General features: G+C 68.9%; 14 protein-coding genes. 7 read left to right on the top strand and 7 right to left on the bottom strand.

Features of this window, described 5'->3' with window-relative positions; translation table 11 throughout:
* Positions 1 to 5: 5 nt before the first annotated feature.
* The 3 genes from secF to recN all read left to right on the top strand — a co-directional run bounded on the left by secF (position 6) and on the right by recN (position 3,525).
* Positions 6 to 968, top strand: a complete 963-nt coding sequence (secF, locus tag GCU42_RS12735) for a protein translocase subunit SecF (protein WP_114229075.1) — start codon at positions 6 to 8, stop codon at positions 966 to 968.
* A gap of 81 nt (positions 969 to 1,049) precedes the next feature.
* On the top strand, positions 1,050 to 1,850 hold the full coding sequence (locus GCU42_RS12740; RefSeq protein WP_114229074.1) for an outer membrane protein assembly factor BamD: 801 nt from the start codon (positions 1,050 to 1,052) through the stop codon (positions 1,848 to 1,850).
* Between the two features lie 22 nt (positions 1,851 to 1,872).
* On the top strand, positions 1,873 to 3,525 hold the full coding sequence (gene recN, locus GCU42_RS12745) for a DNA repair protein RecN (RefSeq protein WP_114229073.1): 1,653 nt from the start codon (positions 1,873 to 1,875) through the stop codon (positions 3,523 to 3,525).
* Here recN and sdhA read toward each other — a convergent pair.
* From sdhA to sdhC, 3 genes are read right to left on the bottom strand one after another with little or no spacing between them, the layout of a single operon-like run.
* Positions 3,522 to 5,321, bottom strand: a complete 1,800-nt coding sequence (gene sdhA / locus GCU42_RS12750) for a succinate dehydrogenase flavoprotein subunit (protein WP_114229072.1) — start codon at positions 5,319 to 5,321, stop codon at positions 3,522 to 3,524. The two genes, recN and sdhA, sit on opposite strands and share 4 nt — an antisense overlap.
* Before the next feature lies 1 nt (position 5,322).
* Complete coding sequence (sdhD, locus tag GCU42_RS12755) at positions 5,323 to 5,754, bottom strand: succinate dehydrogenase, hydrophobic membrane anchor protein (protein WP_114229071.1); 432 nt, start codon at positions 5,752 to 5,754, stop codon at positions 5,323 to 5,325.
* Entirely contained in the window at positions 5,751 to 6,146 is a 396-nt protein-coding gene (gene sdhC / locus GCU42_RS12760) for a succinate dehydrogenase, cytochrome b556 subunit (protein ID WP_114229070.1), read from the bottom strand. The genes sdhD and sdhC overlap by 4 nt, the downstream gene beginning before the upstream one ends.
* A 166-nt stretch (positions 6,147 to 6,312) precedes the next feature.
* Between sdhC and GCU42_RS15450 the strand changes: the two genes are divergently transcribed.
* From GCU42_RS15450 to GCU42_RS12780, 4 genes are all read left to right on the top strand, one after another.
* On the top strand, positions 6,313 to 7,653 hold the full coding sequence (locus GCU42_RS15450) for a methyl-accepting chemotaxis protein (protein WP_240309576.1): 1,341 nt from the start codon (positions 6,313 to 6,315) through the stop codon (positions 7,651 to 7,653).
* Between the two features lie 162 nt (positions 7,654 to 7,815).
* The gene (locus GCU42_RS12770; protein ID WP_114229069.1) at positions 7,816 to 8,517 is read left to right on the top strand and encodes an SDR family NAD(P)-dependent oxidoreductase; all 702 of its coding nucleotides are present in this window, start codon (positions 7,816 to 7,818) and stop codon (positions 8,515 to 8,517) included.
* A complete protein-coding gene (gene bla, locus GCU42_RS12775) occupies positions 8,507 to 9,430 on the top strand; it encodes a subclass B3 metallo-beta-lactamase (RefSeq protein WP_162789368.1) in 924 nt (307 codons plus the stop codon). The genes GCU42_RS12770 and bla overlap by 11 nt, the downstream gene beginning before the upstream one ends.
* Positions 9,427 to 10,308, top strand: a complete 882-nt coding sequence (locus tag GCU42_RS12780; RefSeq protein ID WP_114229067.1) for a 50S ribosomal protein L11 methyltransferase — start codon at positions 9,427 to 9,429, stop codon at positions 10,306 to 10,308. Before bla ends, GCU42_RS12780 begins: the two co-directional genes overlap by 4 nt.
* On the opposite strand, the gene GCU42_RS12785 is transcribed toward GCU42_RS12780, so the two are convergent.
* From GCU42_RS12785 to GCU42_RS12800, 4 genes are all read right to left on the bottom strand, one after another.
* Complete coding sequence (locus tag GCU42_RS12785) at positions 10,305 to 10,622, bottom strand: UrcA family protein (protein ID WP_114229066.1); 318 nt, start codon at positions 10,620 to 10,622, stop codon at positions 10,305 to 10,307. The two genes, GCU42_RS12780 and GCU42_RS12785, sit on opposite strands and share 4 nt — an antisense overlap.
* A 122-nt stretch (positions 10,623 to 10,744) precedes the next feature.
* Positions 10,745 to 12,769 (bottom strand): NAD-dependent DNA ligase LigA, encoded by a 2,025-nt coding sequence (ligA, locus tag GCU42_RS12790; RefSeq protein ID WP_114229065.1) that lies wholly within the window; start codon positions 12,767 to 12,769, stop codon positions 10,745 to 10,747.
* The gene (locus GCU42_RS12795; RefSeq protein ID WP_114229064.1) at positions 12,766 to 13,281 is read right to left on the bottom strand and encodes a DUF1697 domain-containing protein; all 516 of its coding nucleotides are present in this window, start codon (positions 13,279 to 13,281) and stop codon (positions 12,766 to 12,768) included. Before GCU42_RS12795 ends, ligA begins: the two co-directional genes overlap by 4 nt.
* 2 nt (positions 13,282 to 13,283) lie before the next feature.
* Positions 13,284 to 13,994 (bottom strand): dienelactone hydrolase family protein, encoded by a 711-nt coding sequence (locus tag GCU42_RS12800; protein WP_114229063.1) that lies wholly within the window; start codon positions 13,992 to 13,994, stop codon positions 13,284 to 13,286.
* Positions 13,995 to 14,136 lie beyond the last annotated feature (142 nt).

The following is a 14,136-nucleotide window of genomic DNA, read 5'->3' on the forward strand; positions in this document are numbered from 1 at the left end:
CGGCCATGAAGCTGCTCAAGCTCGTTCCCGACAACACCAACATCGACTTTATGCGCTGGCGCAACGTCGCGGTGGTCGTCTCGACCCTGCTGACGATCGCCGCCATCGCGGTGACGGTGGTCCGTGGGCTCAACTTCGGGATCGACTTCGTCGGCGGGCAGGTGGTCCACGCCGAATTCGCCCAGCCGGTGCACGTCGAAGACCTGCGCGCGCGGGTCACGGCGCTGGGCGATGGTGACGCGCTCATCCAGTCGCTCGGCGGCGATCGCTCCTACCAGATCCGTCTCGCCAAGCCGCCCGGCCCCGACGCCGCCGCCAACCAGGTCGTCACCCAGCTGCGCCAGATGATCACCACCCAATATCCCGGTGCGCGGGTCGACGCGGGCGAATCGGTGTCGGGCAAGGTGTCGGAAGAACTGGCGCTCAACGGCGCGCTGGCGATCGGGCTGGCGATGCTCGGGATCGCCCTCTACATCTGGTTCCGGTTCGAATGGCAGTTCGGCGTCGGCGCCTTGCTGACGCTGGCACACGACGTGGCGATGACCGTCGGCTTCTTCTCGATCACCCGCATGGAGGTCGACTTGAACGTCGTCGCGGCGATCCTGACCATCATCGGCTATTCGCTCAACGATACCGTGGTCATCTACGACCGCATCCGCGAGAACCTGCGCAAATATCGCAAGATGTCGATCCTTCCGCTGCTCAACCTCTCCCTGAATGAGACGCTGGCGCGCACCGTGGTCACCTCGCTGACCGTGCTCATCGCGCTCGCCATCCTGATGGTGATCGGTCCGCAGGTCGTGTTCGGCCTCGCCATCGCCATCTTCCTCGGCGTCTTCATCGGCACTTATTCGTCGATCTACATCTCGGCGCCGGTGCTGGTCTGGCTCGGGGTCAAGCCCGACAGCTTCCTCAAGAGCGACGATGGCGACAAGGTCGTCCGCCGCGACGACGGCGCGGTGGTCTGAGCGAAGCCAGCGACCGTTCATCTGCCAGCAGGCTAAACGCGTGCTTTCCCTGCCACGCCCTCAGCGTTAGAAGGCCATCCCATGCTGAAGTTTTCCCGGGTCGCTACCGCGCTCGTCGCCTGCGCGATCATCCTTCCGGTCACCGGCTGCGCCCGCAATCGCGCGAAGAGCGACGTCAACTATGTCGCGAGCGACGTGAACACGCTCTACGGCGTCGCCAAGCAGCGGCTCGACGGCCAGGACTATGAGACCGCCGCCAAGCTGTTCGACGAGGTCGAGCGCCAGCACCCCTATTCGGTATGGGCCCGCCGCGCGCAGCTGATGAGCGCGTTCAGCTATTACATGGCGCAGAAATATCCCGACGCGGTCAGTTCGGCGCAGCGCTTCCTGACCATCCACCCGGGCAACAAGGACGCGCCCTACGCCAGCTATCTGGTGGCGATGAGCTACTACAACCAGATCGCCGACGTGACCCGCGACCAGAAGGTGACGGGGCAGGCGCTCGACGGCTTCAACGAACTCATCCGCCGCTATCCCGAGAGCCGCTACGCCTCGGACGCGCGGCTGAAGCTCGACCTCATCAACGACCATCTCGCCGGCAAGGAAATGGAAGTCGGCCGTTTCTACCAGCGGTCGGGCAACTGGCTCGCCTCGGTTCAGCGCTTCCGCACCGTGGTCGACAAATATCAGACCACCAGCCACACGCCCGAGGCGCTGATGCGGCTGACCGAAAGCTACCTCGCGCTCGGCGTTCCCGACGAGGCCGAGAAGTCGGCCGCCGTTCTCGGCCGCAACTATCCGGGTACCGACTGGTACAAGCACGCCTACGACCTGATCCAGCGCAAGGCGCCGCGACAGGCGGCGGCCGCCCGCCGAAGCTAGCGTAGGCGAGCGGGGCGGGGGAGTGCTGCGGCAACTCGTCATCCGCGATGTGGTGCTGATCGACCGGCTCGAACTCGACTTCGGCGAAGGTCTCGGCGTGCTCACGGGTGAGACCGGCGCCGGAAAATCGATCCTGCTCGATGCGCTTGGCCTGGCGCTCGGCGCACGCGCCGACAGCGGCCTCGTCCGCACCGGGCAGGACGGCGCCGCGGTCACCGCCGCCTTCGACCTTCCCCCCGACCACCCCGGCCTTGCGGTCCTCGACGAAGCCGGGGTCGAGGCCGAGCCGGGCGAGCCCCTGTTGTTGCGCCGCCAGGTCAAGGCCGACGGCGGCAGCCGCGCCTTCGCCGCGGGCGGCCCGGTCCCGGCCTCGGTGCTGCGCGAGCTGGGGTCGACGCTGGTCGAAATCCACGGCCAGCATGACGACCGCGGCCTCCTCAACCCGAAGGGCCATCGCGACCTGCTCGACGCCTTCGGCCGGCTCGACACGACCATGGTCGCGGCCGCCTGGGCACGACTGCAGTCGCTCGAAGGCGAACTGGCGGACGCCCGCGCCGCGACCGAAGCCGCCGAGCGCGACCGCGATTATCTGACCCATGCCGCCGACGAGATCGCCAAGCTCGCGCCGGAACCAGGCGAGGAAACCAGCCTCGCGGAGCAGCGCGCGGCGATGCAGGCGGGCGCCCGCGCCGGCGAAGCGCTGCAGGGCCTCGATGACCTGTTGAGCGGGTCGGACGGGGCGCTAGCGCAGCTCCGCGCCGCCGCTCGGCGGATCGAGCGCGGCGCCGCTGAGCATCCGCTGCTTGCCGAAGCGCTGGCCGGGCTCGATCGGGCGGTGATCGAGACCGCCGAGGCCGAGGACCGGATCGCCCGCGCCGCCGAGGCGATGGCGTTCGATCCGCAACGCCTCGAGCTTGTCGAAAGCCGGCTGTTCGACATCCGCGCGCTCGCCCGTAAGCATCGGGTCGAGGCCGACGCGCTCGCGGCACTGGGCGATGAGATGAAGGGCAAGCTGGCACTGATCGAGGCGGGCGGCGAACGCATCGCCGAGCTCGAGCGCGCGCTCGGTGCGGCGCAACAAACCTATTCCGACGCCGCGACCGGCCTTCGCCTCGCTCGGCTCGACGCGGCAGCCCGGCTCGATGCGGCGGTCAACCATGAGCTTGCGCCGCTCAAGCTCGAGGCCGCGTCCTTCCGCACCTCGCTCGGCGACGGTCCGCCGGGTCCGTCCGGGCACGACCGGGTCGAGTTCACCGTCTCGACCAACCCCGGCGCGCCGTTCGGGGCGCTGACGCGGATCGCCTCGGGCGGCGAATTGTCGCGCTTCATCCTCGCCCTCAAAGTCGCACTGGCCGAAGCAGGCGGCGCCTCGACCATGATCTTCGACGAGATCGACCGCGGAGTCGGCGGCGCGGTCGCTAGCGCGATCGGCGAGCGGCTAGCCCGCTTGGCGCATCAGAGCCAGTTGCTGGTAGTCACTCACTCGCCCCAGGTCGCCGCCAGGGCGCAGCATCACTATCGGATCGAGAAAAGCCACGGCGCGGACGGCACCCGCACCACCGTCCACAAGCTGACCGCCGACGAACGGCGCGAGGAGATCGCCCGCATGCTCTCGGGCGCCGACGTCACCGACGAGGCCCGGGCGCAAGCCGCTCGGCTACTCGAAGCGGCTTAGTAAACCCGCGCCTTCGGCTTGATGTAGCCGATGTCGTCGGTGAGCGTATATTCGTGCACCGGGCGATAATCGATCGCCACGCCGCGGCCGAAGTCGCCGCCCCAGCCGTCCAGCCAGGCGACCGTGTGCTTCATCCAATTGGCGTCGTCGCGCTTGGGGAAGTCCTCGTGCATGTGCGCGCCGCGGCTTTCCTTGCGGTTGGCGGCGCAATGCATGGTGACGACCGCCTGGCCGAGCATATTGTCGAGCTCGAGCGTCTCGACCAGGTCGGTGTTCCAGATAAGGCTGCGGTCGGTGACCTTCACGTCGGCCATCGACTTGAAGATGGCGTCGATCTTCTCTTCGCCCTCGGCCAGCGTTCGCTCGGTGCGGAACACCGCGCAATCGGCCTGCATCGTGCGCTGCATCTCGTTGCGGATCTGCGCGGTCGGGGTGCCGCCGTCGGCGTAGCGGAACTTGTCGAGCCGGCCGAGCGAGAGGTCGGCGCTGTCCTTGGGGAGCGCCTTCTGATTCTCGCCGGGCTTGACGATCTCGCCCAGCCGGAGGCCCGCGGCGCGGCCGAAGACGACCAGGTCGATCAGGCTGTTCGAGCCGAGGCGATTGGCGCCGTGGACCGAGACGCAGGCCGCCTCGCCGACCGCGAACAGGCCGGGGACGACGCTGTCGGGGTTGCCGTCCTTCAGGGTCACGACTTCGCCGTGATAGTTCGTCGGGATGCCGCCCATATTGTAGTGGACGGTCGGGGTGACCGGGATCGGTTCGCGGGTCATGTCGACGCCGGCGAAAATCTTGGCGGTCTCGGTGATGCCCGGCAGCCGCTCGTGCAGGATCTTGGGGTCGATGTGGTCGAGGTGAAGGAAGATGTGGTCCTTGTCCTTGCCCACCCCGCGGCCCTCGCGGATCTCCATCGCCATCGAGCGCGAGACGACGTCGCGGCTGGCGAGGTCCTTGGCGCTCGGCGCATAGCGCTCCATGAAGCGCTCGCCCTCGGAGTTGGTGAGGTAGCCGCCCTCGCCGCGCGCGCCCTCGGTGATGAGTACGCCCGCGCCATAGATGCCGGTCGGGTGGAACTGGACGAACTCCATGTCCTGGAGCGGCAGTCCGGCGCGGAGCACCATCGCATTACCGTCGCCGGTGCAGGTGTGCGCCGAGGTCGCCGAGAAATAGCAGCGCCCGTAGCCGCCGGTCGCCAGCACCACCGCCTGCGCGCGGAAGCGGTGGATCGAGCCGTCGTCCATGCACAGGGCGACGAGGCCGCGGCAGACGCCGTCTTCCATGATCAGGTCGAGCGCGAAATACTCGACGAAGAAGTCGGCGTCGTACTTCAGGCTCTGCTGGTAGAGCGTGTGCAGCATCGCATGGCCGGTGCGGTCGGCGGCGGCGCAGGTTCGCTGCGCGGCCGGACCCTCACCCATGTTCTGGGTCATGCCCCCGAACGCGCGCTGGTAGATCTTGCCTTCGTCGGTGCGGCTGAACGGCAGCCCGGCATGTTCGAGTTCGTAGACCGCGGCGGGCGCTTCGCGGCAGAGATATTCGATCGCGTCCTGGTCGCCGAGCCAGTCGGAGCCCTTGACGGTGTCGTACATGTGCCAGGTCCAGTGGTCCGGGCCCATGTTGCCGAGACTGGCGGCGATCCCGCCCTGCGCGGCGACGGTGTGGCTGCGGGTCGGGAACACCTTGGTGACGCAGGCGGTCTTGAGGCCCTTGCCCGCGGCGCCCATCGTCGCGCGCAGGCCCGCGCCGCCGGCTCCGACGACAACGACGTCATAGGTGTGGTCGACGATCTTGTAGGACATCTTAGGAAGCAGCTCCGAAGGCGATCTTGGCGAGCGCGAACAGCGCCAGCGCGCCGACCCCGACATGAAGGAACAGGCTGACGATGGTCCACATCGCGCGCCCGGCCTCGTCGACGATATAGTCGTCGATCACGACCTTGAGGCCGTCGACGCTATGCTCGAACGCGAGATAGACGAAGAGGGCCATCGGCACGAACCCGAGCGGCCCCGCCAGCCACTCGCGGACGGTGGCTTGGCTCAAGTCAGGCAGCAGCAGTAGCGAGACGATCAGCCAGATGCCGAGCAGGAGCAGCGCGATGCTGCCGACCCGCTCGCGGATCCAGTGGTGGCCGCCATGATGGGAACTGCCGAGCGCGCGGACTTGGCCGAGCGGGCTCTTGCCCTCGGGCACCGAAACGCGGTCGTGGCGACCGCTCTCCTTGGGACCGGTCATGCCCGCACTCCCAGCAGATAGGCCCACAGGGCGATGGTCAGCACCACCGAGCCCACCCAGGTCGCGATCGCCATGGTCCGGTTGCGGCCGAGCTCGAAGCCCGAGCCGGTGTCCATGACGAGATGGCGGACGCCCGACAGCAGGTGCTGGAAGAACGACCAGCTCAACCCGATCAGGACGAAGAGGCCGAACGGACTGCCCGCGACCTTGGCGAAGTCGGCAGAGCCGCTGGCGGGGCCGGCGAGCGCCAGCAGCCACCAGGTCAGCACGATCAGCCCTCCGACCGACAGCGCGATCCCGGTCGCGCGGTGGAGGATCGAGGTCGCCATGTGCGGACCCCAACGCCAGATCGAGAGGTGCGGGGATAAGGGACGGGCCGTGTTGCGCGCCATAAGCTCACTTCATGAAAGCAGGGCAAAAAGGACTGCCAGCCGCTTAGGCGGCAGGGGCTGAAGAGGCAAGGCGGCGAGGAGGCCGTACCCGCTCTAACCCGCCCTTAACCATTGGCGCGCCAGAAGCCTGTCCCAACGACCAGACTTCGAGGCGAGTGAGACATACATGAGCGCATGGCGTACCAAGGCCCACGATTACGATCTCGCGCGGGGCCTTCGCTTCTACGGCGGTGAGGGCGAGCTGCCCAAGCGGTCGGCCGCGATGTGGGACGCGATCGGCCACGCCGAAAAGGAGATCGCGCGCGAATTCTGGCGCCGCTATCGGCAATCGGAAGAGCTCCCCGCCGCGATCAGCGACGAGCAGGTCGACCAGTTCGCCGACCGCATCGTGCCCTATCTGCGCGCCAAGTTCGGCAAGCTCAACGACCCGACCTGGGTCAGCACCGCGCGCGGCTATGTCGAAAAGGCGCTCGCCGCCGGCCTCAGCCTGTCGACGCTGCTGTCGGGCCTCAATGCCGAAACCGAGGCCGCCTATGCCGCGATCCGCACCGCGGTCACCGACCAGGACGAGCTGGTCGCCATGTGCCGGACGCTGTCCGAAGTGGTGGCGCTCGAGACCGACGTCTTCGTCCATCACGCCGTCTCGATCACCCGCACCGAGGTCGATACCCAGCAGCAGCAGCAGGCCGAGGAATTCAACCGCAAGGTGATGAGCGTCGTCACCAAGGTTGTCAGCGAAAATGAGCAATTGCGCGGCCAGGCGAGCAGCACCGCCGGTTCGGCGCGCGGCATGCTCGGCAAGACCAGCGAAGTCGCCGCGGCGGCCGAGCAGTCGGCGGTGGCGATGCGCGAAGCGGCGCAAACCGCCGCGGGCCTCATCCGCGCGATCGAGGATGCCCGGACCGAAGTCGAGGTGGCGGCGGGGATCGCGACCAAGGCGGGCGACCAGGCCAGCCAGGCGGTCGAGGTCAGCCGGATGCTGTCGGCGCACGTCGAAGCGATCGAATCGATCCTCGGCCTGATCCGCGACATCGCCGGCCAAACCAACCTGCTCGCCTTGAACGCCACCATCGAGGCGGCGCGTGCGGGCGATGCCGGCCGCGGCTTCGCGGTCGTCGCGCAGGAAGTGAAGAGCCTCGCCAGCCAGACCGCGCGCGCGACCGACGACATCACCGCCAAGATCACGGCCATCCAGCAGGCGACCCGCCAGACGGTCGAGGCCAACGGCTCGATCCAGGGCACGGTCGAGGAAGTCCAGGTCAGCGCCGACCGCATCCGCCAGGCGATGGAATTGCAGGCCCAGACGGTGACGATGATCACCGCCGCGGTCGACGAGACGGCGCTCGCCGCCGACTCGATGAGCTCGACCATCGCCGCCATTCGTTCCGACACCGAGAATGTCGCGCGCGACATCGACCAGGTCGAGCAGGGCTTCGGCCGCTTCACCGACCAAGTCGGCGACTTCCGCAACGCGACCGCCGAATTCGTCAGCAAGTTCGCGGCCTGACGCAGCCCGCTTCCCGCTCGTCCTGAGCGGACCCCGGACTTGATCCGGGGGAAGTCGAAGGGCGTTTCGCACGACGCCCTTCGACTACAGCCCTGCGGGCTTCCGCTCAGGACGAGCGAAGAAGCTTTGCGGCGGGGCCTCGCGGTCGCTAACGCGGCCGCCATGAACATCCTCCTCACCGGCGCCAGCCGCGGGATCGGCAAGGCCGCATTCGACGCGCTGACCGCCTCCGGCCACCAGGTCGCAGGCCATTCGACCAACGGCGGCGACGGCCTTCTCGGCGCCGATCTCACCGACCCCGCCGCGCCGCGCCGCTTGTGGGATGCGGCCGTCGCCCAACTTGGCGGCAAGGTCGACGTGCTCGTCAACAACGCCGGCATCTACGAAGCGGTCGCCGACGATGCCGCCGACGCCGACTGGCTCGCCGCCTGGGAGCGGACGATGCGGATCAACCTGACTGTTTCGTCCGACCTCGCCCGCCTCGCCGTCCAGCATTTCCGCGCCCACGGCGGTGGCCGGATCGTCAACGTCGCCAGCCGCGCCGGCTATCGCGGCGACTCACCCCAGCACTGGCATTACGCCGCGTCCAAGGCGGCGATGATCGGCGTCACCAAGACGATCGCGCGCGGCTATGCGGGCGACAACATCCTCGCCTTCGCGGTCTGCCCGGGCTTCACCGTGACCGAGATGACCGAGGAATATCTCGCCAGCCGCGGCGGCGCGAAAATCCTCGCCGAAATCCCGCTCGGACGCGTCGCCAGCGCGGCGGAAATCGGCGAGATCATCCGCTGGCTCGCCACCGAGGCGCCGGCCAGCGCGACCGGCAGCGTGATCGACGCCAATGGAGCAAGCTATGTCCGTTAGCCCGGCCGTCCTCCTGCTGGCGCTGCAGCAGATCGTCATCCCGCTCGGCAAGCCGCCGCCCCATCCCGAGCCGATCCGCGCGCCGATCGAGACCTACGGCCCGCTGTGGGCGCAGACTTGCGCGGGTGCGACCGACCAGGCGAGCTGGACCAAGCCCGCGCCCGCGGTCCGCGTCCACGCCAACGTCTATCTCGTCGGCACCTGCGGCATCTCCTCGATCCTGATCACTAGCCCCGGCGGCGACGTGTTGATCGACGGCGGCCCGGAGCGCGCCGCCGACCTCATCGCCGACAACATTCGCTCGCTCGGCTTTCGCCTGCGCGACGTGCGCTGGATCCTCCAGAGCCACGAGCACCTCGACCATGTCGGCGGGATCGCCAAGCTCCAGCAGATGACCGGAGCCAGCGTCATCTCCTCGGCCGCTGCAGCGCGCGCGATGGCCAATGGCGCGCTCGACCCGGCCGATCCGCAGGCGGCCTCGCTCGGCACCTTTCCCAAGGTGGTGGCCGACCGGATCGTCGGCGACGGGCAGACGCTGCGGCTCGGCGACATCACCATCACCGCCCACGCCACGCCCGGCCACACCCCGGGCGCGCTGAGTTGGTCGTGGGAAAGCTGCGACGGCGCGGTGTGCCGGTCGATGGTCTATGCCGACAGCCTCTCGCCGGTCAGCAGCGACAATTATCTTTTCTCGGCGCATCCCGAGGTGGTCGCCTCGTTCCGCAGGTCCTTCGTCAAGGTGGCGGCGCTGCGCTGCGAAATCCTGCTCACCCCGCACCCCTCCGCCAGCGCCACCGCCGAGCGACTGGCGGGCGACAAGCCCTTGTTCGATCCCAACGCCTGTCGCGACTATGCGGCGCAGAAGGGGCGCGACCTCGACGCGCGGCTCGCTAAGGAGGCGGCGAGCAAATGAGCTGGCGCGTGACCCTGCCGGCAACGCGGGCGCAGGGCGAGGCCGTGGGCAGCGCCGACGAGCTCTTCCCCGACCGCGATTCGCCGCCGGTGATCGTCGCCGACGAGCCCGACGAGCACCGTCCGGACGACTGGGTCATCCACGCTTATTTCGAGGAGCGGCCCGACGCCGAGGCGCTCGCCGTTCTTAGCGGCCTGGCGAGCGGGCCGCCGCGGATCGAGCAATTGGCCGACGAGAATTGGGTGGCGAAGAGCCAGTCGGGGCTCGAGCCGATCCGCGCCGGCCGCTTCTTTGTCCACACACCGACCGCCGCGCCTGACCCCGCGGCGATCAGTTTCGAGATCGATGCCGGGCTCGCCTTCGGGACCGGGCAGCATGCGACCACCAAGGGCTGTATCGAGGCGCTCGACCGGCTCGAGCGTGAGGGGCGGCGGTTCGAGAATATCGCCGACATAGGGACGGGCACGGGCCTGCTCGCCTTCGCGGCGCTGCGGCTGTGGCCGGCGGCGAAGGCGATCGCGACCGACATCGACGAGATCGCGGTCGACGTGTCGCGCGACAATGCGCGCATCAACGGGATCGCGCTGGGACATGGCGCGGGTGAATTGCTGCTGACGACCGCCGACGGGATGGACTCGCCGCTGCTCTCGGCAAGGGCGCCGTTCGACTTGCTGATCGCCAACATCCTGGCGGGGCCGTTGGTGGAGCTGGCGCCGGACTTTGTGGGGGCGTTGCGGCCGGGGGCTTGGGTGGTGCTGGCGGGGTTGCTCGACAGCCAGGCCGAGGCGGTGGCGGCGGCTTATGAGAGTCGCGGGTGCCGCCTGATCGATGGCGGCACCGGCGAGTGGCGGATCCTCGTGCTCGAGCGGAGCGCCTAGCGCGAGGCGAAGCGCGGGGTCAGGCGGGCCAGTTGCGGCGCGACGTCGGTCCAGGCCTGATTGCTGCACTTGAGCGAGCCCTGCGGATCGCTGATCGAAAAATGCGAGCTATCGCAAAGGGATGCGATCGCCCCGTCGACGCGGTGGCGAAGCTCGCGCTGACCGCTGGCGCTGGCGAGCTGGAGGTCGGCATAGCTGACCAGCTGCTGGTTGTCGGCGAGGGTGCGGGTGCCCTGGACGACCAACGTGTCGGCGGGCTGGGCGAGGGCGGCCGCCGGAACGGCGAGCAGGGCGACGGTCAACAGCAGGCGCATGGCGGTCTCCGATCTTGTCCCGGAGGTGTAACGCTCGTGCAAAGTAACTGTCAAATAACTGTAATGTTACACTACACTTTCCGCCAAATGTCGCATTCAGATCCGCCAAATGTCGCACGGGATCAGGCTTCGGCGACGAGCCGCTGCCATTCCTCTTCGCCGATCACCCGGATGCCGAGCTCCTCGGCCTTCTTGAGCTTCGATCCAGCGCCGGGGCCGGCGACGACCAGGTCGGTCTTGGCGCTGACCGAGCCGGCCGAGCGGGCGCCCAGTTTTTCGGCCTGGGCCTTGGCCTCGTCGCGGCTCATGGTCTGGAGCGAACCGGTGAAGACGATGGTCTTGCCGCTCCATTCGGTCTCGCGGGCCAAACTGACGAAGGCGGCGGGGCGGGCGAGGGCGAGGAGGTCGGCCAGTTGGGCGCGATTGTGGGCTTCGTGGAAGAAATCGTGGAGCGCCTCGGCGACGACCGGCCCGACCCCCTCGACCGAGGCAAGCTCGGCGAGGCCATTGTCGCTGAGCGCGGCGGCCTCAAGCGCCTCGATCGTGCCGAAGCATTTCATCAGGTCGCGCGCGGTGACGCTGCCGACGTGGCGGATGCCGAGCCCGAACAGGAAGCGGGCGGGGTCGAAGCCGGTCTTGGCGTCGATCGCGGCGAGGAGGTTGTCGACGCTCTTCTCCTTCCATCCCTCGCGGCCGAGCAGCTCGGCGCGGTGATCGGCGAGGCGGAAGATGTCGGCGGGACCGTGGAGCCAGCCGAGTGTGACGAATTCCTCGATCGTCTTTTCGCCCAGACCCTCGATGTCCATCGCCCCGCGGCTGACGAAATGCTTGAGCCGCTCGATCCGCTGGGCGGGGCAGATGAGGCCGCCGGTGCAGCGGACGTCGACCTCGCCCTCCTCGGCGACCGCCTCGGACTGACATTCGGGGCAATGGTCGGGGAAGACGTAGGGCGGGCGCGGCTCGTCGCGAGTGAGGTTCTCGACCACCTGCGGAATGACGTCGCCGGCGCGCTGGATGCGGACGCGGTCGCCCTCGCGAAGGCCGAGCCGGGCGATCTCGTCGCGGTTGTGGAGTGTGACGTTGGCGACGATCACCCCGCCGACCCCGACCGGGGTGAGGCGGCCGACCGGGGTCAGCTTGCCGGTCCGGCCGACCTGGATCTCGATCCGCTCGAGCGTGGTCTCGGCCTTCTCGGCGGGGAATTTGTGCGCCAGCCCCCAGCGCGGCGCGCGGCCGACGCTGCCGAGCCGGTCTTGCCAGTCGAGCCGGTCGACCTTGTAGACCACACCGTCGATGTCGAAGGGCAAGTCGGCGCGGAGATGCTCGATCGCGGCGTAATGGGCGAGCGCTTCGGCGGTGTCGGCGCAGAGCTTGAACTGCGCGGCGGCGGGGAAACCGAGCGCCTGGAGCCGCTCGACCGCTTGCGTCTGAGTCGCGCCGAGGGGTTCAGACAATTCGCCCCAGCCGTGGAGGAGGAAGCGAAGCGGGCGCGCGGCGGTGATCGCCGGGTCCTTCTGGCGGAGCGAACCGGCGGCGGCGTTGCGCGGGTTGGCGAACAGCTTGCCGCCGCTCGCCTCCTGCCGCGCGTTCAAGGCGGCGAAGTCCGCCTTGGACATGAAGACCTCGCCGCGCACCTCGAGCACCGCGGGGGCGCCGATCAGTGCCTGCGGGATGTCGGCGATGGTGCGGACGTTGGGGGTGACGTCCTCGCCCACCGCGCCGTCGCCGCGCGTCGCGGCCATCACCAGCCGGCCGTCCTCGTAGCGCAGCGAGCAGGAGAGGCCGTCGATCTTGGGTTCGGCGGTCAGCGCGATCGGTTCGTCGTCGCCGAGGCTGAGGAAGCGGCGGACGCGGCGGACGAACTCCTCGACGTCGCCGGCCGAGAAGGCGTTCTCGAGGCTGAGCATTGGCCGCGCGTGGGTGACCTTGGCGAGCGGGCCCGAGGGGTTGGCGCCGACCTGCCGGCTCGGACTGTCGGCGCGGACGAGGTGGGGGAATTCGGCCTCTAGCGCGGTATTCTCGCGGACCAAGGCGTCATAGTCGGCGTCGCTGATCTCGGGCGCGTCGCGGTCGTGGTAGAGCCGGTTATGGCGCGCAATCTCCTTCGCCAGCCGCATGAGGCGATTGGCGGCCTCGGCCTCGGTCATGCCACCTCCGCGGCCAGCTCGGCGAGCTTGCGCACCGTATTCATGTTGCGCGCGGTGGCGGTGCCCATGCCCGGAAAGGTAAGCTTGCTGTCGGCCATGCCCGCCCCATAAGCGATGTAGACTTCGCGGGTCCCGAGCGCCGTGCGCTCGTCCTGCCGCCCGCGCACCTGGTCGAGCAGGTCGGGGTCGGGCGCGGCGGCGAGGAAGCTGACGCCGAGGCGGTTGCCGGCGACGTCGGGAAAGGGATTGGCGGCGACGATGGCGGCCAGCTCGTCCGCATTGCGGACCATCACCGGGACGGCCTTGCCGAACCAGCGCTCGACCTGCGCGTCGAGCAGGGCGACGACCTTGGCTTCGGACGCGGGGCTGGCGAAGATGAGATTGCCGCTGGCGATGTAGGTGCGCACTCCGGTGAAGCCGCACTCGTCGCCCATGCGCTTCAGCTCGGTCATCGGCAGCTTGCCGGTGCCGGACACGTTCACCGCGCGCAGCAAGGCCGCATAGCCCGGCACGCTCAGCCGAACAGCTCGGCCAGATAATCCTCGAGCGCCTGCCAGCTGCGGCGGTTGGCAGCCTCGTTAAAGGCGACGCCGGGGATGCCGATCTCGGTGGTGGCGTGGGGATTGGTGAAGCCGTGGCCGGTGTGGCCGTAGGCGTGGATCTGCCAGTCGGCGCCGGCGGCGGTCAGTTCCTGGCCGAGGGCGACGACGGCCTCGGGCTTGACCATCGGATCGTCCCAGCCGTGGTAGGCGACGACCTTGGCCTTGATCGGGTTGGCGGGCAGGCCGGGCGGATCGAACAGGCCGTGGAAGCTGGCGACGCCCGCCACGTCCGCGCCCGAGCGGGCGAGGTCGAGGACGCACTGGCCGCCGAAGCAGAAGCCGATCGCCGCGACCCGGGCCGGGTCGACACCGCCCTGGGCGCGGGTCACGTCGAGGATGGCGAGCAGACGGTCGCGCAGGGCGGCGCGGTCCTGGCGCAGGCGGGTGAGTTCGCCGAACATCACCTCGCGGGCGGCGCCGCGAAATTGCTTGCCGAAGGTGTCGGCGACGAGGGCGTGATAGCCCCAGCCGTTCAACCGCGCGGCGAACCCGCGCTCGAGGTCGGAGACGCCCATCACCGTCGGGACGATGATCACCGTGCCCTTCGCGGCGCCCTCGGCCGGCAGCCAGAGATGCTCGAGTTCCTCGCCGGCGAAATGCTGCGGGACGGCGGTTTCGGGCATGGGGTCTCCAACGGAAAAAGGCAGGGCCGGGCAGCCGATTAGCAGGACGCGCGGCTTGGCCCAAGGGCGGTCGAAATGGCAGGGTTGACGACGAACCGTGCAAATCTGTAGACGAACCGAGTTTCAACGACGGAGTCTCGCC

It is taken from the genome of Sphingomonas ginsengisoli An et al. 2013 (genome assembly GCF_009363895.1).
GTDB classification, from domain to species: domain Bacteria; phylum Pseudomonadota; class Alphaproteobacteria; order Sphingomonadales; family Sphingomonadaceae; genus Sphingomicrobium; species Sphingomicrobium ginsengisoli.

Bases quoted from the DNA above. Each gene is read 5' to 3' on its own strand.
- secF (WP_114229075.1), top strand. From the start codon at position 6: ATGAAGCTGCTCAAGCTCGTTCCCGACAACACCAACATCGACTTTATG.
- GCU42_RS12740 (WP_114229074.1), top strand. From the start codon at position 1,050: ATGCTGAAGTTTTCCCGGGTCGCTACCGCGCTCGTCGCCTGCGCGATC.
- sdhA (WP_114229072.1), bottom strand. From the start codon at position 5,321: ATGTCCTACAAGATCGTCGACCACACCTATGACGTCGTTGTCGTCGGA.
- sdhD (WP_114229071.1), bottom strand. From the start codon at position 5,754: ATGACCGGTCCCAAGGAGAGCGGTCGCCACGACCGCGTTTCGGTGCCC.
- sdhC (WP_114229070.1), bottom strand. From the start codon at position 6,146: ATGGCGCGCAACACGGCCCGTCCCTTATCCCCGCACCTCTCGATCTGG.
- GCU42_RS15450 (WP_240309576.1), top strand. From the start codon at position 6,313: ATGAGCGCATGGCGTACCAAGGCCCACGATTACGATCTCGCGCGGGGC.
- GCU42_RS12770 (WP_114229069.1), top strand. From the start codon at position 7,816: ATGAACATCCTCCTCACCGGCGCCAGCCGCGGGATCGGCAAGGCCGCA.
- bla (WP_162789368.1), top strand. From the start codon at position 8,507: ATGTCCGTTAGCCCGGCCGTCCTCCTGCTGGCGCTGCAGCAGATCGTC.
- GCU42_RS12780 (WP_114229067.1), top strand. From the start codon at position 9,427: ATGAGCTGGCGCGTGACCCTGCCGGCAACGCGGGCGCAGGGCGAGGCC.
- GCU42_RS12785 (WP_114229066.1), bottom strand. From the start codon at position 10,622: ATGCGCCTGCTGTTGACCGTCGCCCTGCTCGCCGTTCCGGCGGCCGCC.
- ligA (WP_114229065.1), bottom strand. From the start codon at position 12,769: ATGACCGAGGCCGAGGCCGCCAATCGCCTCATGCGGCTGGCGAAGGAG.
- GCU42_RS12800 (WP_114229063.1), bottom strand. From the start codon at position 13,994: ATGCCCGAAACCGCCGTCCCGCAGCATTTCGCCGGCGAGGAACTCGAG.